This is a genomic window from Antarcticirhabdus aurantiaca (assembly GCF_009765365.1).
Lineage (GTDB): Bacteria > Pseudomonadota > Alphaproteobacteria > Rhizobiales > Rhizobiaceae > Antarcticirhabdus > Antarcticirhabdus aurantiaca.
In genome coordinates this window covers 100,990-119,171 of the sequence record NZ_VTOM01000020.1, presented here as the reverse complement: position 1 = coordinate 119,171, position 18,182 = coordinate 100,990, and the positions used below count along the sequence as shown (strand labels likewise).

Here is an 18,182-nt window from a genome sequence, read left to right as displayed (position 1 = left end):
CCGAGCTGGTGGGCGAGATCTCGGCGGCCTGCCGCGAGCAGTCGATCGGCATCGAGCAGATCAACCAGGCCATCCAGCAGCTCGACCAGGTGACGCAGCAGAATGCGGGAGCGGCCAACGAGATGACCGCGACGGCGGGCGAGCTCTCAGCCGAGGCCGAGGCCCTCAACGAGCGCGCCGGCTTCTTCCGGATCGACGCGCAGGCGCCGATGGCTGCCGCGATCCGGCAGCCGATGCCGCGTGCCGCTGCGCCGGCCCCGGCTTCCTCTGCCGCTCCGGCTCGCCAGGACGTTCGCGCGCTTCAGGCGCGGGCGAGCGGCTTCCAGCCGGCGCGCCGCCCGGCAGCATCCTCCCGCGGCGTCGCGCTCGACCTCGACAGCGACAGCGGCAACGACGATGCCGGCTTCGAGCGCATGAGCGGCTGACAGCCGACGACGCGAGACCGATCGAAAGCCCGGACGCGCGAGCGTCCGGGCTTTCGTCGTTACAGGTATCGGCCGCCGCGCTGGAGGACTTCGATCTTGTAGCCGTCCGGATCCTCGACGAAGAAGAAGCGGGCCGTGCCGAGGTCGGGATGGGTGAGGGACCTGATGTCCTTCGGCGACAGGCCCGCCGCGTCCAACGCGGCGTGGGCGGCGTCGAGGTCGTCCACCGAGAAGGCGACGTGGCCGTAGCCGTCCCCGAGATCGTAGGCCGTCGTGCGGTCCTTGTTCACCGTGAGCTCCAGCTCGTGGCCGGCCTCGTCGTTCGACAGGTAGATCAGCGTGAAGCGGTCGAACTCGTAGCGCCCGGCGACGCCGAGCCCGAAGGCCTTGGCGTAGAAGTCGAGCGAGCGGGCCTCGTCGCGGACCCGGATCATGGTGTGGATGAGCTTGGCCATGGCGTCGTCTTCTGGGAATTGCGGGACGTGCGGGGGAGAGCGGTCAGCCGCGAAAGGCGGTGGCTTCGATATCGACCTTCATTTCCGGCCGGATGAGGCCCGCGACGAGCATGGTCGCGGCCGGGCGGATCTCGCCGAACCAGCGGCCGGTGACGGCGAAGACGGCCGGCGCGAAGGCGGGATCGGTGATGATATAGGTGACGCGCACGATGTCGGCGGGCGAGAAGCCGGCCTCGCCGAGCGCCTTGGCGATGGTGCCGAGGGCGTTCTCGGCCTGCGCGTCGACGTGCTCCGGCATGGTCATGGCGGCGTAGTCGTAGCCGGTGGTGCCGGCGACGAAGCACCAGTCGCCCTGAACGACGGCCCGCGAATAGCCGGCCTCGCGCTCGAAGGGCGAGCCCGAGGAGATCAGCCGGCGCGGGGCCGCGGGCGCGCCGCTCATGCCCAGGGCCGCTCGGCCGCGAGCTTCTGCTCGTAGGCCTCGATCGCCGGCGCCTTTTCCAGCGTCAGCCCGATGTCGTCGAGGCCGTTGAGGAGGCAGTGCTTGCGGAACGGATCGATGTCGAAGTGGATCGTGCCGCCGTCGGGGCCGGAGATGGTCTGGCTCTCCAGGTCGATCGTCAGGCGCGCGTTGGAGCCGCGGCTCGCATCGTCCATCAGGAGGTCGAGCTGCTCGGGCGTGACGCGAACCGGCAGGATGCCGTTCTTGAAGCAGTTGTTGTAGAAGATGTCGGCGAAGCTCGTGGAGATCACGCAGCGGATGCCGAAGTCGAGAAGCGCCCAGGGTGCGTGCTCGCGGGACGATCCGCAGCCGAAATTGTCGCCGGCGACCAGGATCTCGGCGCCCTTGTAGTTCGGCTTGTTGAGGACGAAGTCCGGCTTGTCCGACCCGTCCGCCTCGTAGCGCAGCTCCGCGAAGAGGCCCTTGCCGAGGCCCGTGCGCTTGATCGTCTTCAGGTAGTCCTTCGGGATGATCATGTCGGTGTCGACGTTCACGATCGGAAGCGGCGCCGCGATGCCGGTCAGGCGGTCGAACTTCTGCATGGGGAGCCTCCTTGTCGACGGTCGATGTCTGCGTGATCCGCCGATAGCATTCCGGCGGGCGCCGCGCAAAATCCGGCTTGCGGCGTTGACGGCGCTCGGTCAAGTGAAGCGGCGCGCAACGGAGGGGCCGAAGTCCGTGAAACTCTACCGCTTCCTGTCCGGACCGGACGATTCGAGCTTCTGCCACAAGGTTTCCCTGGCGCTCTCCAAGGGCTGGGAGCTGCACGGCTCGCCGACCTACGCCTTCGACGCGGCGAGCGGCACCATGCGCTGCGGCCAGGCGGTGACGAAGGTGGTGGAGGGCGTGGATTATTCGCCCGAGATGAAGCTCGGGGAGCAGTGAGAAACGGCCGAGGTCGCAGGTTGCGGCGCCTCGGTGCCTGGTTCGGTGCACTGGCGGGGCTTCTCCTCGCCGCCCTGATCCTCGGCGTTCTCGTGCCCCGCCAGCCCGAGGCGGTCGCGACCGGAGAGCGGACGCATCGCGTGCTCCTCCTGTCGAGCGCGATCCACACGGACCTCGCGCTGCCGGCCGAGCCTTGGATCCTCGACCGCTTCGGTTTTCTCGAAGAGGCGGGATTGCCGCTCCGCGATCCCGCCGTCGCCTACGTCCTCGTCGGGCGGGGCGGGCGCAGCTTCTACGTGGAAACGCCGACCTGGGACGAACTGCGGCCGATGCCGGTGTTGCGCTCCTTCGGCCTCGACGCGGCCGTTCTGCGGATCGCGCTGGCCGGCGCGATCGATCCGGAGACCGCGGGCGTGCGCGCGATCGACCTCGACGAGGCGGGACTGCAGCGCCTGGCCGATTTCGCCCTGTCGAGCCTGACCCAGAACGATGCGGGCGCCGCGATCCTCCTCGACGAGCAGCCGGAGGCCTACGGTCCGTTCAGCCGGTTCTTCGAGGCGAGGGGGCGTTTCAACGCGCTGTGGGGCTGCAATCTCTGGACGGCCGAGGCGCTGCGCGCGGCCGGCCTCGAGACCGGCCTATGGACGCCGCTGCCCGGCCTGCTGGCGCTGTCGCTGGACGTTCATCGGTAGAGCCGCGCGTGGCGCCTACCCGGCGCTCGCCTCCAGCGCTTCCATGTCCTCGTCGGACAGGCCGAAATGGTGGCCGATCTCGTGGATCAGGACGTGCGTGACGAGGTCGCCGAGGGTTTCCTCGTGCTCGGCCCAGTAATCGAGCATGGGGCGGCGGTAGAGAAGGATGCGGTTCGGCATCTCGCCGGTCGAGGGCGTGCCGGACGCCCCGACGGGACGTCCCTCGAAGAGCCCGAGGATGTCGAAGGGGCTTTCCAGGCCCATGTCCGAGACGACCTCGTCTTCCGGAAAGTCCGAGACGAAGAAGCGGATCTCGCCCGACAGCGCGCGGAACTCGGGCGGCAGCCCGGCATAGGCCTCGATCGCCAGGGCTTCGATCTCGTCGAGGCTCGGCGCCATGCGGCTTGCCCAGTCGCGGCTCTGGTCGAGCTGTGCCATGGAAAGGTCCCGTTCCGGTTCGCGGCGGCGCGCCGCCTTATGGTTGCTCAATAGCAACGCCGGGCCCGCCTGCAAACGTGTCGCGCATCGGCCATGCCGCGCCCGTCTGGTCCGGTTCTTTGCCGCCTCTATGTCGATGATCAGGGGATCGGACGAACGGCGGCGGAAGGGGCTCGATGCGGAGCGTGGGGGCGGGCGAGGGGCGAAGAGCCCATCGGTGCGAGGGTGCGTTCGCGCGCGGTGTCCCTATTCTGGCGTTTCTCGCCTTCGCGGGCTGCGTTCGGGGGCCGCAATCGACCTTTGCAGGGGCGGGCACCGAAGCCTCCAGCGTCGAGGGCCTGTTCTGGTGGATGCTGTGGGGCGGCGTGGCGATCTGGATCGTCGTCCTCGGCGTCGGCGTCTACGCTTCGCGCCCGCGGCCGGCCGCCCACGACGAGATCGTCGGCAAGCGGATGATCCTTTGGGGCGGCGTCGTCTTCCCGACCGTGACGCTGGCGATCCTTCTCGGCTTCGGCCTCGCGCTCATGCCGCCCTTTCGCGGGCCGGCCGAGGGGCAGGCCATCGCGGTGTCGGGCGAGCGCTTCTGGTGGCGCGTCGCCTACGACGTCGAGCCGGGGCAGACGGGCGTCGCGCGCGGCCTGCCGCCGGGCGGCATCGAGAGCGCCAACGAGATCGTGCTGCCGCTGGGCGTGCGCACCGAGATCCTGCTCGGCAGCCCCGACGTCATCCATTCCTTCTGGGTCCCGGCCATCGCCGGCAAGGTCGATGCCATTCCCGGCCGCGTGAACCGCATCGTCCTGGAGCCGACGAAGACGGGCGTCTTCAACGGCGTCTGCGCCGAGTTCTGCGGCGACGCCCACGCGCAGATGGCCTTCCGCGTCGTCGTCGTGACCCCCGAGGAATACGCGGCCGAGGTCGCGCGGCAGGCGAGCCCGGCCGTCCTGACGGGAACGCGCGGCGAAGAGCTGTTCCTCGCAAACGGCTGCGGCGCCTGCCATTCCGTGCGGGGCACCGAGGCGCAGGGGCGCGTCGGGCCGGACCTGACCCATGTCGGCTCGCGGCGCACCATCGCCGCCGGCATCCTCGACAACACGCCCGAGAACATCGCGCAGTTCGTGCGCGCGACGGGCCACGTCAAGCAGGGCGTCGAGATGCCCGCCTATCCCATGCTCGACGACGACGAGCTGACCGCGATCGCCGACTGGCTGGGGGCGCTGCAATGAGCGACGCGACGATGAACGGCGCGGCCGGCGCCTGGCCGGTGGACTACCAGAAGGCCGCGAACGCCGACTGGCCGATCGCCCCCTCCGATCCGCGCCAGGAGGACCCGGAATACCGCAAGGTCCAGGAGGAGCGGCTGGAGCGCGTCTGGGCGACGCCGAAGGGCTGGCGCTACTGGTCGGACGTCAACAACACCACGATCGGCGTCTGGTACACGGCGGCGTCCTTCGGCTTCATGCTCTTCGCGGGCGTGCTCGGGCTGATGATCCGGGCGCAGCTCGCCGTGCCCGACAACGACTTCCTGAGCGCGACCTTCTACAACCAGGTCTACACGCTCCACGGCACGGTGATGATGTTCCTCTTCGCCGTGCCGATCTTCGAGGCAGTGGCGATCATCCTCCTGCCGCAGATGCTGGGCGCGCGCGACCTGCCGTTCCCGCGCCTGTCCGCCTTCGGCTTCTGGTGCTTCATCATCGGCGGCGTCTTCGTCGCCGGCTCGATCTTCTTCGATTCCGCGCCGACCGGCGGCTGGTTCATGTATCCGCCGCTGACCACTCAGGAACGCTTCACGCCCGGCTACGGGCCGGACGTCTGGCTGCTCGGCCTCTCGTTCATCGAGGTGGCCTCGATCGCGGCCGCGGTGGAACTCATCGTCGGCACGCTGAAGTGCCGCCCGCCCGGCATGCGCATCAACCTGATGCCGCTCTACGCCTGGTACGTCCTCGTCGTCGCGACGATGATCCTCTTCGCCTTCCCGCCGCTGATCGCCGGCGACATCCTGTTCGAGCTGGAGCGCCTGTTCGGCTGGCCCTTCTTCGATCCCGAGCGCGGCGGCGACCCGGTTCTGTGGCAGCACCTGTTCTGGATCTTCGGGCATCCGGAGGTCTACATCGTTTTCCTGCCGGCCATCGCGCTCATCGCGATGATCGTGCCGACCTTCGCGCGCCGGCCGATCCTCGGCTATTCCTGGATCGTGCTCGCGGCGGTGGGGACGGGCTTCCTGTCCTTCGGCCTCTGGGCCCACCACATGTACACGACGGGCCTGCCGGCCATGTCGCTCGGCTTCTTCTCCGCCGCCTCCGAGGCGGTGGCGATCCCGACGGGCGTGCAGATCTTCGTCTTTCTCGCCACGCTCCTGACGGGCCGCGTCACCTATCAGGTGCCGATGCTCTTCGTGCTCGGCTCGCTCGGCGTCTTCGTCTTCGGCGGCATCACCGGCGTGATGGTGGCGATCGCGCCCTTCGACTGGCAGGCGCACGACAGCTACTTCGTGGTCGCCCACCTCCACTACGTCCTCGTCGGCGGCATGGTGTTTCCGCTGGTGGCGGGCGTCTACTACTTCTGGCCGGTGGTGGGGCAGAAGCGGCTCTCCGACAAGCTTGGGCGGATCGCCTTCTGGCTGATGTTCGTCGGCTTCAACCTCGCCTTCGCGCCCATGCACTGGTCGGGCCTGATGGGCATGCCGCGCCGCGTCTGGACCTATCCGGCGGGGCTCGGGCTGGAATGGCCGAACCTCATCTCCTCCGGCGGCGGCTTCGTCTTCGCGGCCGGCTTCCTCGTCGTCGTCTTCGACGTGCTGCGCCCGAAAGGCCACGTGCCCGTCGCGGAGCGCAACACCTGGAACGCCGGCACGCTGGAATGGCTGGCCGAGACCGAGGACAAGAACTGGGGCGTGCGCTCCATTCCGATCGTGACGACGCGCTATCCGCTCTGGGAGCAGCCGCGCTTCATGGAGGACGTGGACAAGGGTCGCTTCTACCTGCCGGACGCGGAGGAGAACCTCCGCGAGACGCTGGTGACGAGCGTCCTCGACGCCAAGCCGATCCAGTGCCTGCGCGTGCCGGGGCCGAGCTGGATGCCCTTCTGGGCGGCGGTGTTCCTCGGCGCCGTCTTCATCCTCGCCGTGTTCCATCTCTGGATGGCGACGATCGTCGCCATGGGGCTGGCGCTCGTCGCGATCATCGTCTGGCTCTGGCGCGGCACCTCCTTCGTGCCGGAGAAGAAGGAAAAGGACGTTGGGCGGGGCCTGTCGCTGCCGCTGTACATGTCCGGCCCGCAGTCGGTCTCCTGGTGGGCGATGTTCATCACCATGACCGGCGACGCGACGGCGTTCCTCAGCCTCGTCTTCGGCTACTACTTCTTCTTCACCATCCATCAGGACTTCCCGCCGCCGGGCATGGAGAACGCGCCGGGGCAGCTCTGGCCGATGCTCTCGCTGGCGCTCTTCGCGAGCGCCTGGGGCCTCGCGGTCGCCGCCAACCGGCTGAACCGCGCCGGCCGCGTGCCGCTGGCGCGTCTCGCCATGGGCGGGGGCGGCGTCCTGTCGCTCCTCGCCGCGGCGGCGCTCCTCTGGGCGCCCTATGCCACGGGGCTCGACCCCGTGGTCCACGTCTATCCCGCCATCGTCTGGACGCTGGCGATCTGGACGGCGGTGCACGCGGCGGTCGGAACCATCATGCTGTTCTACTGCCTGGCGCGCTCCCTCGCCGGAAAGCTGACGCCGGAATACGATATCGATATCTGCAACGTCGCGCTCTACTGGCACTTCATGGGCGGCACGGCGTTGGTGACGATCGGGACGATCTCGCTCTTCCCCCTCGTCGCGTGAGGCACGGCCATGCACCTTCTTCCCTCCGGCAAGACCCGCGACAACCTCTGGACCCTGATCACCCCGCCGACGGTCTGGGCCTGGCACTTCCTCCTGTCCTACATCACGGCGGCCTATGCCTGCGCGCCCAACGACGCGATCTTCGAGGCCATTCCCGGACCTCGGCTCCTCGTCGCCGTCCTGACGGTCGTCGCCCTCGCGATCATCGCCTGGTGCGGCGTGCGCGCTTGGCGGGAATGGCAGTCGGAATACGTGGCACCCCCCTTCAACGAGGCCTCGCCGGCGCATCGCGAGCGCTTCCTGGAGTTCTCGACGCTGCTCCTGGCCGGCCTGTCCTTCGTCGGCGTCGTCTTCGTCGCCATGCCGGCGCTGTTCGTGGTCGACTGCCGATGAGCGCGCCGGGCTCGGTTCTCGCCGCCCGGCCGGCGGACAGCCTTCTCGCGCGGGGCTGGCCGGCGCTGGCAGCCCTGGCGATTCTCGCCTGTCTCTGGCTCGGGCCGCTGCCCGAGCGCGCGCGCGGCTCCTTCGCAGCCCACATGGTGATGCACATGGGCGTCGTCGCCGTGGCCGCGCCGCTTCTCGCGGTCGGCCTGTCGCGGCTCGTGCCCCGCAGCGTCGCCGCGCTGCCGCCGACGGCGGCCTTGTTCGCCGCGGCGCTCGAGTTCCTCATCGTCTGGGGCTGGCACGCGCCGGCCCTGCATGACGCGGCGCGGCAGCAGGCGCCAATCTTCCTGGCCGAGCAGGCCTCCTTCCTTCTCGCCGGCCTTCTCGTCTGGGTCGCGGCGGTGGGGCCCGCGGCGTCCGACGAGCCGGGCGAAGCGGCGCGCGCGGGCGCGCGGCTCGCCGGGACCGGCGGGCTGCTCCTCACCTCCATGCACATGACGCTGCTGGGCGGGCTTCTCCTGTTCGCGCCGCGCCCGCTCTACGCCTGCGCCGAGCTGTGCTCGCCGGCCGCCGGCCTGACGCCGCTGGAGGACCAGCAGCTCGGCGGGGTGCTGATGCTGACGATCGGCGGCAGCGCCTACCTCCTTGGCGGCGTGGTGCTGCTCGGCAGCATCCTGAAGGAGCGCCGCGGCGCGCACGAGGCAGGGGAGCGGACGAACTGATGCGCGTGTCCTTCGAGCTCACGAGGAAGCGGATCGCGGTCCTGGCGCTGGCCGCCGTCGTCGTGCCCTTCGCGGTCGGCGCGTCCGGCATCGTGCCGATCTCGGCCTCGTCCGGGCATTGGGCGCCCTTCGGCTGGTTCCTCCACTGGGTGATGGGGCAGACCGTCGACCGGCAGTCGCTCGGCTATTCGCCGCCGGACGGCTTCGACCCGGCCGACCCGAAGCTCGTCCAGCGCGTCGCCGGCCATTTCGCGACGGGCTGTGCGCCCTGCCACGGCGCGCCGGGCGAGGCGCAGTCGCCGGTGGTTCTGGCGATGACGCCCCATCCGCCGCGCCTGGAGGCCCAGGTCGGCGAGTGGAAGGACCGCGAGCTGTTCTGGATCGGCAAGCACGGCGTGAAGTATTCCGGCATGCCGGCCTGGGCGACGCAGAAGCGCGACGACGAGGTCTGGGCGCTGGTCGCCTTCCTGCGCGCCTATCCCGACATGACCCCCGAGGAATACGGGCGCCTCGCGCTCGGCGACGGGCTGACGCCGCCGACCGACATCGGGCCGGGCGAGCAGGGCGGCACGCAAGGCACCGGCGCGCCGGGCCGGGCCGCCGTGGCCGAAGCCGTCGCCGACTGCGCGCGCTGCCACGGCTATGACGGGCGCGGCGTCGGCGAGGGGCCGGCGGCCGGCGCCTTCCCGGTGATCGCCGGGCAGAGCGAGGCCTACCTCTTCGAGACGCTGCAGGCCTATTCGATCGCCGCACGCGAGAGCGGCATCATGCAGCCCGCCGCCAAGCGCTACGACGAGCCTATGCTGCGCGAGCTGGCGCGCTGGTACGCGACCCAACCGGTCGACGCACCGGCCGGCGAAACGGTGGTCGCCGCGGCCGAGCCGCCCCCGACGGGGATCCCGCAGCAGATCTGGCCGCAGACCTCCCCGTCCGCGAGCGACGCCCCGCCCTTCGCGCCCGCCGCGGCCGAGGACGGCGGCAGCGACGAGGCCGACGACCCGGCGCTCCTGGCGCTCGGCCAGGGCATCGCCGAGCGCGGCATCCCCTCGCGCAAGATCGCCTCGTGCCAGTCCTGCCACGGCCCCGCCGGGCGCGCCGGCAACAGCGTCTATCCCTCCCTGTCCGGCCAGCCCGCCTGGTACCTGGAGGAGCACCTCCACCTCTGGCAGGAGGAAAAGCGCGGCGGCACCCGCTACGCCCACCTCATGCACGAGTTCGCCATCAACCTGACCGAGGAGCAGATGAAGGCCGTCAGCGCCTGGTACGCGAGCCGCCCGCTGGGGGAGTAGGGACGGACGTTCCGAGAGCGGCGTCGACGATGCCGACGAGGCGCGCTTGGAGCGTCTCTGTCGAGTCGAGGTCGGACTGGATGACGGTGCCGCGCTCGATGGAGAGCAGGAGGCGCGGCGAGGTCTCGCTGTTGTCGAAGAAGAGGCAGTTATCGGCGAGTGGAATGGCTTCGGCAAGCCGCCGCAACGAGGCGTCGTAGCGTCGGCGGATGACGGGTTCGGGAATGTCGTGGCCGCCGCGCCTGACCCGCTCGGCTACGCGGCGGATATTCAGGTCGGCGTCGAGAAGGATCACGAAAACAAGGTCGACCTCGTAGCCATCGCGGCGGCACGCTTCCATAAGGGCGATCGATTGACGGCTGCTCAAGGTTGTCTCGTAGACGAAGCTCGATCCGTCGCGTCGCAATGCTTCGAGCTTGCGAAGAACTTCGCGACCAGCTTCGAGCGAAGCACTCGAAGGATCGTCCGGCCGCAGGCGGCGGGCCACCACATCGGCGTTCACGAAAACGCCGTTCGGCTTCAGCGTCTCGAAGATAGAGGACTTCCCCGAACCATTCGGTCCAGCAAGCAGCGTGCAGGACTTGCGGGACGGCAAGTTCAACGGTTCGGCTTGTCAGTCACCGAAGAGATCGAGGCTTCAGGCAATTCGATGATCTCGCGCGTTCCATCCGGATGATGCGCGATAATCGCGTTGCGGATCGACCTGTCCATGTAATACGCGGTCACCCCGGCTTCCTTGGCGCGGGCGAGCGCGATCTCGCCCGTTTTCGCGACGTCCTCGCGCCGCCTGTTCCACAGCTCCATCAGCATCGGGGACCTCGATCGGCTGCGCGCCTGCTCGATGCCGAGGCGCTCCGTCGCCCGAAGATAGCGATGCTGTCGCCCGACGTGAAGCCGCTGAACGTCCATGAGCCCTGCTCATCGCCCGATTGCGCCTTTCAATTTCCCGCGCACGGGGTCGCGGCCCTATCGCTGAGCCCTTGGGGCAGGCGAGCGGGGCTGGCGATGACGGTGCGGTTTCAGGGGCAGGGCGCGGCGAACGAGCTGGCGCGGGTGCAGGACATGCGCTTCGGGGAAAAGGCTGAGCGCGGCTTCTCCGATGCAGAGATGAAGGGGCGCCAGGATCGGCTGCGCGCGCTTTTGGCGCAGAAGGCGATCGATGCGGCGGTTCTCACCTCCTATCACAACATCTGCTACTTCTCCGGCTTCCTCTACTGCCGCTTCGGGCGGCGCTACGCCTTCCTGCTGACCGAGAACGACGCCGCCACGGTGACCGCGGGGATCGACGCCGGCCAGCCCTGGCGCCGGTCCTTCGGCGACAATCTCACCTATACCGACTGGCGGCGGGACAATTTCGGCCACGCCCTGCAGACCCGGCTCGGGCACCCGCGGCGCGTCGGCGTCGAGATGGACGAGCTGAGCCTGCAAGGGCTCGACGTGCTGCGGGACGCCTTTCCGGACGCGGAGTTCGTCGACATTTCCGCCGACACGATGTGGATGCGCACGATCAAGAGCGCGGAGGAGATCGCGCTGATCCGGGAGGGCGCGCGAATCGCCGATCTCGGCGGCGAGGCCTGCCGCGCGGCGGTCGCGGTCGGTGTGGGCGAGCACGAGGTGGCGCTCGCCTCGACGGGCGCGATGGTGCGCGAGATCGCGAAGAGCTTCCCCCATGCCGAGCTGATGGATACCTGGACCTGGTTCCAGTCGGGCATCAACACGGACGGGGCGCACAATCCGGTGACGTCGCGCCGGCTGGAGGTCGGCGACATCCTCAGCCTCAACTGCTTCCCGATGATCTTCGGCTACTACACGGCGCTGGAGCGGACGCTGTTCCTCGGCGAGCCGAGCGCCGCCCATCTGAAGGTCTGGCAGCTGAACGTCGCCGTGCATCGGCGCGGGCTGGAGCTGATCCGGCCGGGCGCGCGCTGCCGCGACATCGCGGCGGAGCTCAACGAGATCTATGCGGAAGCCGGGATGCTCGGTTACCGGTCCTTCGGCTACGGCCACTCCTTCGGTGTTCTGTCGCACTACTACGGGCGCGAGGCGGGCGTGGAACTGCGCGAGGACGTCGACACGGTGCTCAAGCCCGGCATGGCGGTCTCGATGGAGCCGATGCTGAGCATCCCCGACGGCATGCCGGGGGCGGGCGGGTACCGCGAGCACGACATCCTGGTGGTGACCGAGGATCAGGCGGAGAACATCACGCGTTTCCTGTTCGGGCCCGAGCACAACATCCTTCCCGCCTGAGCCTTGCTTTCGCCGCCGGCCGTGCGAGGCTGGCGGCGTATGCGCAACCTTCCGACCGACCTCTTACGCGCGCTCGTCGCGGTGATCGACTGCGGCGGCTTCACCCGCGCGGGTGAGCGGCTCGGGCGCTCGCAATCTGCCGTCAGCCTTCAGATCAAGCGGCTGGAGGAACTGGCGGGCGGCGCGCTGTTCGAGCGCGAGCCGGGCGCCGGCCCGCCGCGCCCGACCGAGGCAGGGCGGGAGACCGCGATCTATGCGCGGCGCATCCTGGCGCTGAACGACGAACTGGTGGAGCGCCTGTCGCGGGAGGCTCGCGCGCCGCGGCTGCGCGTCGGCCTGCCGAACGATTACGCCGACGCGCATCTCGCCGCGCTCGCCGAGGACGCGCGGCAGGCGGGCGAAGGGGAAGGCGTCCGGCTGGAGATCGTCTGCGACCTCAGCGTCAACCTCCTGAAGCGCTTTCGCGACGGCGAGCTCGACCTCGTCGTCGCGCAGACGCCTAGCCCCGCCGAAGCGCCGGCCGGCGAGCCGGTGCGGCGCTGGCGCGATCCGCTGGCCTGGGTGGGCCGGGCGCCGAACGGCACCGAGGAGCCGGTGCGCCTCCTCGCCTATCCCGAGGGATGCAACTATCGCCGCGAGATGCTGGCCGCATTGACGCGGGCGGGTCTGGCGCACGAGATCGTCTGCGTCACCCCCAGCCTGTCGAGCCTGGAGGCCATGCTGCGGGCCGGCTTCGGCGTCACGGCCCTGTCGGTACGGGCGATTCCTGCCGGGCTCGGGCGGCTCGCAGCCGCCGACGGACTGCCGGCTTTGGCTCCGCTGGAGGTCGGCATCCACGCGCGCGCGGAGCTCGGACGCGGGCCCGAGGCGCGGCTGGCCGCGCGCTTCGCCGAGGCCTTCGCCGAACGCTTCGACAGGATGTGAGAGTGGCCGAAGAGGATAGGGCTGGAGCCTTGCCGAAAGCTTAAGGCGGACGACACAAAGCTATGCGCTCGCGACAGGGCTGGATCACGACCGGCACCCTACCTGCTGCAGCGCAGCATCGGTAGAAGACGGCCATCCCGACCGACCGCTTCTTAAGACCGAGATCGCATCCCATGTCCTCCGCCTCGACCGCTTTCGCTTCCGGCCTTTGCGTTTCCGCTCCGGCCCGCACGCGCGGCTCGGCCTGGGCCGGACGCGGCGACATCGTCCGCGCCGCTCGCCGCGGCTCCTCCGAGCTGCGCGGCATCCTGCCGGGCGCCTTCGACCGCGCCCGCTGAGCGCGCCGGTCTCTCAGACCCGCGTCATTCCTTCGAGGCGAGCAGCGCCACGGCCGCGGCCGGCGCGGCTCGCCTGACGGCGTCGCGCAGCTCGTCGCGGCATTCCACGAGGTCGGCGAAGTCGACGATCCCGCGGTCGAGCCGCGAGGCGACGCGCCGCAGAAGCGGCCGGCCCGTCCCCGCCACCACGATCGAGGCGTCCTCGCTGACCTCGGCGCGCGACAGGACGACCAGCGCCGCGTCGTGGACGCGCCGGATCGCGGCTTCCACGAAGGCGCGACCGAGGTCTGCCCAGGCCTCCGGCGATGCCTCGGCGGCGTCGCGGCCGATCATCCGGGCGAGGCGTGCCCGGGAGGCTTCGAGCGTCTTCGCCTTTCCGTCTGCCGCGTCCTGAAGGTCGTCGTCCTCGTCGAGCGCGCCGGCCGCGCGCAGGGCGTCCGCCATGGTGGCGAAGAGCTCGTTCATCACCGGCACCCGCCGCCCGGCGAAGGGCATCTCGGCGCCGAGCGCCATCAGCGCCGTGCGGGTGTAGCCGACATAGACCAGTTCGCCCGCTTCCATCCGCTCGGCGTCGCTGGTGCCCCGGGCAAGAACCGCGCCCTCCGCCACCGGGACGACGTCCGTGGTGGTGGAGCCCATGTCGACGAGGAGCGCCTCGTCCATCGTCGTGGCGATGAAGCGCGCCGTGGCGTGCCAGTTGGCGGAGGCGATGGAGATGGCCGCCTCCGCGGCCTCCACCGGCGGAACGAAGCCTCGCGCGCCCGCGTAGAGGCGCGTTCCGGGACCGAGGCGCTCGGCCATCAGCGCGGCGAGGCTGGCGACGCCCTCGGGGCGGGTGTCGAAGACGTCGGCGAGTTCGCCCGTCATGGTGACGCCGTGATGCTCGGCGCCCGCGACCTGCGGCAGGATCGCGGCCAGCGCCGCTTCCAGCGAGTCGAGGCCGCGCCAGAGCGGCGTCGCTTCCTGGAAGACCTTCAGGACCCGGCCGTTCTCGGCGAGCGCCGCCTTCAGATGCGCGCCGCCGACGTCCCATCCCACCGTTCGAACCATGGTTTCCCGGCCCCGTTCCCTGCTATCCGCAGGGCGTCGTCCGGCGCGCGGAGAAGCCTTCATGCGGATCGTTCCCGTTCTGGATATCAAAAACGGCGTCGTCGTGCGTGGGGTGCGTGGAAACCGCGGCGCCTACCGGCCGATCGAAACGCCGCTCTGCGCCGGCTCCGCGCCCGTCGACGTCATGGCAGGCCTCGACGCGTTGGCGGGCCCGGACGGCTTTCCCGAGGCCTATCTCGCCGACCTCAATGCCATCGAGGGCGGCGCGCCAAACCTCGGCGTCCTGGACGACCTCGCGGCGGCCTTTCCGAAGAAGCGCTTCTGGCTCGACGCCGGCATCCGCAGCGCCGCGGAGGTCGAGCGCTGGGTGGCCCTGGGGGGGATCGTGCCGGTGATCGGCAGCGAAACGCTGCGAAGCGCCGGCGAGATGCGGCGGCTCGCGGGCCGAAACGTCGTCCTTTCGCTCGACTTCTGGGGCGACCAGCCGCTCGGCGACCCCGCGCTGTTCGCCGACCCCGCCCTGTGGCCCGCGCGCGTGATCGTGATGACGCTGGCGCGCGTCGGCTCCGGCGAGGGGCCGGACCTCGATCGGCTGCGCGCCGTCCGGGCGCTGGCGGACGGGCGGTCCGTCTTCGCCGCCGGGGGGCTGCGGAACGCCGGTGATCTCGATGCGCTGGCCCGTGCGGGGGCTGCGGGCATCCTGGTGTCGAGCGCGCTGCACGAGGGACGGATCGCGGCGCAGGCGCTTCGTCACGGGGGGTGATGGCTGAGTATCAGCCGCTTGACCTTTGGACAGCCAAGCTTTCCGCCCGGAACGACCGGATCGGCCGCCCTGTTGCCCTTGCACACCCGGCAACGACGTGACGGAGAGGACGTTCGATGAAGGCACTGGTCTGGAACAAGCCCAAGGACATCCGCTGCGAAGAGGTGCCCGACCCGCAGATCGAGGATCCGCGCGATGCCATCATCAAGGTCTCGTCCTGCGCCATCTGCGGCTCCGACCTCCACCTCTATGACGGTTTCATGCCGGGCATGGAGAAGGGCGACGTCATGGGCCACGAATGCATGGGCGAGGTCGTCGAGGTCGGCAGCGGCGCCAAGCACGCCTTGAAGGTCGGCGATCGCGTCGTGATCCCGTTCACGATCTTCTGCGGCCAGTGCGACCAGTGCCGGCGCGGCAACTTCTCGGTCTGCGAGCGCTCGAACCGCAACAAGGACGTCTCGGCCAAGGTCTTCGGTCACGCGACGGCGGGCCTCTTCGGCTACACGCACCTGACCGGCGGCTATGCCGGCGGCCAGGCGGAGTACATTCGCGTCCCGTTCGCCGACACGACGCACATCAAGGTCCCCAAGGGCACGCTGACCGACGAGCAGCTGCTGTTCCTGTCGGATATCTTCCCGACCGGCTGGCAGGCTGTGGTCCAGTGCGACCCGCAGCCGGACGACACGGTGGCGATCTGGGGCGCGGGGCCGGTCGGCCAGATGGCGATCCGTTCGGCGATCCTTCTCGGCGTCAAGCAGGTCATCTGTATCGACCGCGTGCCCGAGCGGCTCGCCATGGCGGAAGCGGGCGGCGCGATCCCGATCAACTTCGAGACGGAAAGCGTCCTGGAGCGCCTCGGCGACCTCACCGGCGGCAAGGGCCCGGAAAAGTGCATCGACTCCGTCGGCATGGAAGCCCACGCCACGGCGACGCTCGACGCCATGTACGACCGCGCCAAGCAGGCGGTCATGCTGGAAAGCGACCGGCCGCACGTCCTGCGCGAGATGGCCTATGTCTGCCGCCCGGCCGGCACGCTGTCGGTGCCCGGCGTCTATGGCGGGCTGATCGACAAGTTCCCCTTCGGCATGGTGATGAACAAGGGCCTGACGATCCGCACCGGCCAGACCCACGTCAATCGCTGGAGCGACGATCTCCTGCGCCGGATCGAGGAGGGGCAGATCGACCCGTCCTTCGTGATCACGCACACGGCTTCGCTCGCCGAAGGGCCGGAGCTCTACAAGACCTTCCGCGACAAGAAGGACGGCTGCATCAAGGTCGTCCTCAAGCCCTGACGCCAGACACAAGGAGGGTGCCATGACCCATGGCCTCGCACGCACCGGACACGAACTCCCCCCGCATCGCGGACGGCAGCTCGCGCAAGGGCTCGGCTGGTTCTCGATCGGGCTCGGTCTCGCCGAGATCCTCGCGCCGCACGCCCTGACGCGGGCGCTCGGCATGCGCGGCGCCGAGCCGCTGGTCCAGGCCTATGGCGTGCGCGAGATCGTGACCGGCATCGGCATCCTCGGCTCCGACCAGCCGCGGCCCTGGCTGGTCGGCCGGCTGGCGGGCGACGGACTCGACGTCGCGACGCTCGCCACCGCCTATCACGACGACAATCCGCGGCGGGGCTCGGTCGGGCTCGCGCTCGCCATGGTGGCAGGCGTCGCCGTTCTCGACTTCCTCGCCACGGAAGCGCTCGGCCGCGACGAGCGTCGGGGCGCCGCGGCAGTGTCGGACTGGCGTCGGCGCATGCTCGCCGCCTACAGCCGGCGCAGCGGCCTGCCGCGCGGCGTTCAGGCCTCGCGCGGGGCGGCGCGCGATTTCGAGGTCCCGCGCGACTTCCGCGCGCCGGAAGCCATGCGCCCCTGGCGCGACGGCAAGCCGGCCAACGACGCAGTCGCCGCGCCGGGCACGACGGCCACGTCGAAACCGTCGGCCGTGGCGGCCGGAGCAGCCTGAGCATGGCGCCGCCGCCGGGCGAACGGGTCTATGCGCGACAGGAGCCGTGGCGCGTCGGCATCCGGGGCCGCTGCCCGCGCTGCGGCAAGGGACACCTCTTCGCGGGGTTCCTGACCCTTCGCCGGAGCTGCGAGGTCTGCGGCCTCGACTACTCCTTCGCCGACCCGGCGGACGGGCCGGCCTTCTTCGTCCTGTGCTTCGCCTGCATTCCGGCGATGATCCTGGCGGTGTGGCTGGAGGTCGCCTTCGAGCCGCCCTTCTGGGTGCATCTGATCGTCTCCCTGCCGGTGCTGCTCGCGAGCTGCATCCTGCCGCTCAGGCCGTTGAAGGGCTGGCTCGTCGCCAGTCAGTTCTACCACAAGGCCCAGGAAGGCCGGCTGGTGCGGGTGGGGGACGAGGCAAATCCGGGCTCCGAGCACCGCCGGGACGCCTGAGCCGGCCTTGCCTCTCCCGATCGGCGGGCGGTCGGGCTCAGCTCGCGCCGAGCGCGCGACCCTCGATCGTTCCCGGCCGGTCGCCCAGAACGTAGGGCGCGAGGTGGCCGGCGACGTAGGCGTAGCCTTCGGCCGAAGCGTGGAAGCCGTCGCGGGAGAAGCCGGCCGGCTCGACGCGGGGCAGCATGGTGGAGGGCACGGCTCCGCGCTCGTGGCAGAGGCGGTTGCCGATCCGCCGGATGACGCCGGCGCGCAGCTCGAGCACGCGGGCGAGGCCCCGGGGGAGCGCCGGCACGCGCATGAAGTCGACCGGCGGCGACCAGACGATGCGGGCTTCCGGCCACTTGGCCTTCAGGGCGTAGAGGAGCGTGCCGAAGCTCTTCTTGAAGCGGCGGCCGCCATGGAAGTTCTTGGCGTCGTTCGTGCCGATGGACAGGACGATGTGCGTGAAGGCCTCGCGGGTGAGGTTCGGAACGACGTGGTCGCGCACGTCGGCGCAGACCGCCGAGTTGGAGCCGGCGGCGCGCCAGAAGACGGGCAGGCCGGTGAGCGCGTAGATGCGCTCGGCGAGGCGCGGCGCGAGGCTGTCCTCGATCTGCTCGACGCCGACCCCGGCCGCGGACGAATCGCCGATGACGAGAAGGCGGATCGCCACGTCCTTGTCGTCGCTCGTGCCCATCAGGCCGGAGCGCGGACCGAGGGGCGGCAGCATGCGCTCGATCTTGCGGCGGATGGCGACGCCCTGCCAGACGTAGACGGGCGACATCGCCCATGACATCAGCCAGTCCGTCGCCATTCGCCCCTCGCGCATCCGCGTCTTTTCGGTGCTTCGCACCCGCGTGGAAG

The 18,182-nt window shown here is 70.2% G+C and carries 22 protein-coding genes and 1 pseudogene; 15 read left to right on the top strand and 8 right to left on the bottom strand.

The genetic code is table 11. From position 1 onward, the window contains the following. Positions 1 to 425, top strand: a pseudogene (locus FZN60_RS21520) (methyl-accepting chemotaxis protein); the annotation flags it as partial. Between the two features lie 59 nt (positions 426 to 484). Here the strand turns inward: FZN60_RS21520 and FZN60_RS21515 are convergent. The 3 genes from FZN60_RS21515 to leuD are packed head-to-tail and all read right to left on the bottom strand — an operon-like array spanning position 485 to position 1,924. Continuing rightward, positions 485 to 880 (bottom strand): VOC family protein, encoded by a 396-nt coding sequence (locus FZN60_RS21515; protein WP_158875566.1) that lies wholly within the window; start codon positions 878 to 880, stop codon positions 485 to 487. Positions 881 to 923: 43 nt separating this feature from the next. Next, the gene (locus FZN60_RS21510; protein WP_158875565.1) at positions 924 to 1,322 is read right to left on the bottom strand and encodes a RidA family protein; all 399 of its coding nucleotides are present in this window, start codon (positions 1,320 to 1,322) and stop codon (positions 924 to 926) included. Continuing rightward, positions 1,319 to 1,924 carry a 3-isopropylmalate dehydratase small subunit gene (gene leuD / locus FZN60_RS21505; RefSeq protein ID WP_158875564.1) on the bottom strand — a complete coding sequence of 202 codons (606 nt, stop codon included), beginning with the start codon at positions 1,922 to 1,924 and terminating at the stop codon, positions 1,319 to 1,321. Before leuD ends, FZN60_RS21510 begins: the two co-directional genes overlap by 4 nt. A 136-nt stretch (positions 1,925 to 2,060) precedes the next feature. Here leuD and FZN60_RS21500 point away from each other — a divergent pair, with 136 nt between their 5' ends. Both FZN60_RS21500 and FZN60_RS21495 read left to right on the top strand, forming a co-directional pair. After that, positions 2,061 to 2,267, top strand: coding sequence for a DUF1737 domain-containing protein (locus FZN60_RS21500; protein WP_158875563.1), 207 nt, complete (start codon positions 2,061 to 2,063; stop codon positions 2,265 to 2,267). A gap of 20 nt (positions 2,268 to 2,287) precedes the next feature. Continuing rightward, complete coding sequence (locus FZN60_RS21495; RefSeq protein WP_158875562.1) at positions 2,288 to 2,959, top strand: TIGR02117 family protein; 672 nt, start codon at positions 2,288 to 2,290, stop codon at positions 2,957 to 2,959. Positions 2,960 to 2,974: 15 nt separating this feature from the next. On the opposite strand, the gene FZN60_RS21490 is transcribed toward FZN60_RS21495, so the two are convergent. Next, the gene (locus tag FZN60_RS21490; RefSeq protein ID WP_158875561.1) at positions 2,975 to 3,397 is read right to left on the bottom strand and encodes a metallopeptidase family protein; all 423 of its coding nucleotides are present in this window, start codon (positions 3,395 to 3,397) and stop codon (positions 2,975 to 2,977) included. 176 nt (positions 3,398 to 3,573) lie between these two features. Here FZN60_RS21490 and FZN60_RS21485 point away from each other — a divergent pair, with 176 nt between their 5' ends. Genes FZN60_RS21485 through FZN60_RS21465 form a run of 5 tightly spaced genes read left to right on the top strand, consistent with a single transcriptional unit; the run spans position 3,574 to position 9,621 of the window. After that, positions 3,574 to 4,620 (top strand): cytochrome c oxidase subunit II, encoded by a 1,047-nt coding sequence (locus tag FZN60_RS21485; protein WP_158875560.1) that lies wholly within the window; start codon positions 3,574 to 3,576, stop codon positions 4,618 to 4,620. Then, positions 4,617 to 7,226: a cbb3-type cytochrome c oxidase subunit I gene (locus FZN60_RS21480; RefSeq protein WP_158875559.1), complete on the top strand. Its 2,610-nt coding sequence runs from the start codon at positions 4,617 to 4,619 to the stop codon at positions 7,224 to 7,226. The genes FZN60_RS21485 and FZN60_RS21480 overlap by 4 nt, the downstream gene beginning before the upstream one ends. A 9-nt stretch (positions 7,227 to 7,235) precedes the next feature. After that, entirely contained in the window at positions 7,236 to 7,619 is a 384-nt protein-coding gene (locus FZN60_RS21475) for a hypothetical protein (RefSeq protein WP_158875558.1), read from the top strand. Continuing rightward, positions 7,616 to 8,332, top strand: coding sequence for a cytochrome c oxidase assembly protein (locus FZN60_RS21470; protein ID WP_158875557.1), 717 nt, complete (start codon positions 7,616 to 7,618; stop codon positions 8,330 to 8,332). Before FZN60_RS21475 ends, FZN60_RS21470 begins: the two co-directional genes overlap by 4 nt. Then, positions 8,332 to 9,621, top strand: coding sequence for a c-type cytochrome (locus tag FZN60_RS21465; protein WP_158875556.1), 1,290 nt, complete (start codon positions 8,332 to 8,334; stop codon positions 9,619 to 9,621). The genes FZN60_RS21470 and FZN60_RS21465 overlap by 1 nt, the downstream gene beginning before the upstream one ends. Here FZN60_RS21465 and FZN60_RS21460 read toward each other — a convergent pair. Both FZN60_RS21460 and FZN60_RS21455 read right to left on the bottom strand, forming a co-directional pair. Beyond that, the gene (locus FZN60_RS21460; RefSeq protein ID WP_158875555.1) at positions 9,584 to 10,216 is read right to left on the bottom strand and encodes an ATPase; all 633 of its coding nucleotides are present in this window, start codon (positions 10,214 to 10,216) and stop codon (positions 9,584 to 9,586) included. The genes FZN60_RS21465 and FZN60_RS21460 overlap by 38 nt on opposite strands. Before the next feature lie 2 nt (positions 10,217 to 10,218). After that, positions 10,219 to 10,530, bottom strand: a complete 312-nt coding sequence (locus FZN60_RS21455) for a hypothetical protein (RefSeq protein ID WP_158875554.1) — start codon at positions 10,528 to 10,530, stop codon at positions 10,219 to 10,221. 96 nt (positions 10,531 to 10,626) lie between these two features. On the opposite strand from FZN60_RS21455, the gene FZN60_RS21450 reads away from it, so the two are divergent. From FZN60_RS21450 to FZN60_RS21440, 3 genes are all read left to right on the top strand, one after another. After that, entirely contained in the window at positions 10,627 to 11,868 is a 1,242-nt protein-coding gene (locus tag FZN60_RS21450) for an aminopeptidase P family protein (protein ID WP_369413063.1), read from the top strand. 39 nt (positions 11,869 to 11,907) lie between these two features. Continuing rightward, complete coding sequence (locus FZN60_RS21445) at positions 11,908 to 12,792, top strand: LysR family transcriptional regulator (RefSeq protein WP_158875553.1); 885 nt, start codon at positions 11,908 to 11,910, stop codon at positions 12,790 to 12,792. Positions 12,793 to 12,965: 173 nt separating this feature from the next. Continuing rightward, complete coding sequence (locus tag FZN60_RS21440) at positions 12,966 to 13,130, top strand: hypothetical protein (protein WP_158875552.1); 165 nt, start codon at positions 12,966 to 12,968, stop codon at positions 13,128 to 13,130. Positions 13,131 to 13,154: 24 nt separating this feature from the next. Here the strand turns inward: FZN60_RS21440 and FZN60_RS21435 are convergent, their stop codons facing one another. Further along, complete coding sequence (locus tag FZN60_RS21435; protein WP_199266618.1) at positions 13,155 to 14,180, bottom strand: hydantoinase/oxoprolinase family protein; 1,026 nt, start codon at positions 14,178 to 14,180, stop codon at positions 13,155 to 13,157. Between the two features lie 61 nt (positions 14,181 to 14,241). Here FZN60_RS21435 and FZN60_RS21430 point away from each other — a divergent pair, with 61 nt between their 5' ends. The 4 genes from FZN60_RS21430 to FZN60_RS21415 all read left to right on the top strand — a co-directional run bounded on the left by FZN60_RS21430 (position 14,242) and on the right by FZN60_RS21415 (position 17,336). Beyond that, positions 14,242 to 14,943, top strand: a complete 702-nt coding sequence (locus tag FZN60_RS21430; protein WP_158875550.1) for a HisA/HisF-related TIM barrel protein — start codon at positions 14,242 to 14,244, stop codon at positions 14,941 to 14,943. Between the two features lie 116 nt (positions 14,944 to 15,059). Beyond that, positions 15,060 to 16,235: a zinc-dependent alcohol dehydrogenase gene (locus FZN60_RS21425; RefSeq protein WP_158875549.1), complete on the top strand. Its 1,176-nt coding sequence runs from the start codon at positions 15,060 to 15,062 to the stop codon at positions 16,233 to 16,235. Positions 16,236 to 16,257: 22 nt separating this feature from the next. Continuing rightward, positions 16,258 to 16,902 (top strand): cyclase dehydrase, encoded by a 645-nt coding sequence (locus FZN60_RS21420; protein ID WP_199266617.1) that lies wholly within the window; start codon positions 16,258 to 16,260, stop codon positions 16,900 to 16,902. A 2-nt stretch (positions 16,903 to 16,904) separates the two neighbouring features. Beyond that, complete coding sequence (locus tag FZN60_RS21415; protein WP_158875548.1) at positions 16,905 to 17,336, top strand: DUF983 domain-containing protein; 432 nt, start codon at positions 16,905 to 16,907, stop codon at positions 17,334 to 17,336. Positions 17,337 to 17,373: 37 nt separating this feature from the next. On the opposite strand, the gene FZN60_RS21410 is transcribed toward FZN60_RS21415, so the two are convergent. Continuing rightward, positions 17,374 to 18,132, bottom strand: coding sequence for an SGNH/GDSL hydrolase family protein (locus FZN60_RS21410; RefSeq protein ID WP_158875547.1), 759 nt, complete (start codon positions 18,130 to 18,132; stop codon positions 17,374 to 17,376). Between the last annotated feature and the right edge of the window lie 50 nt (positions 18,133 to 18,182).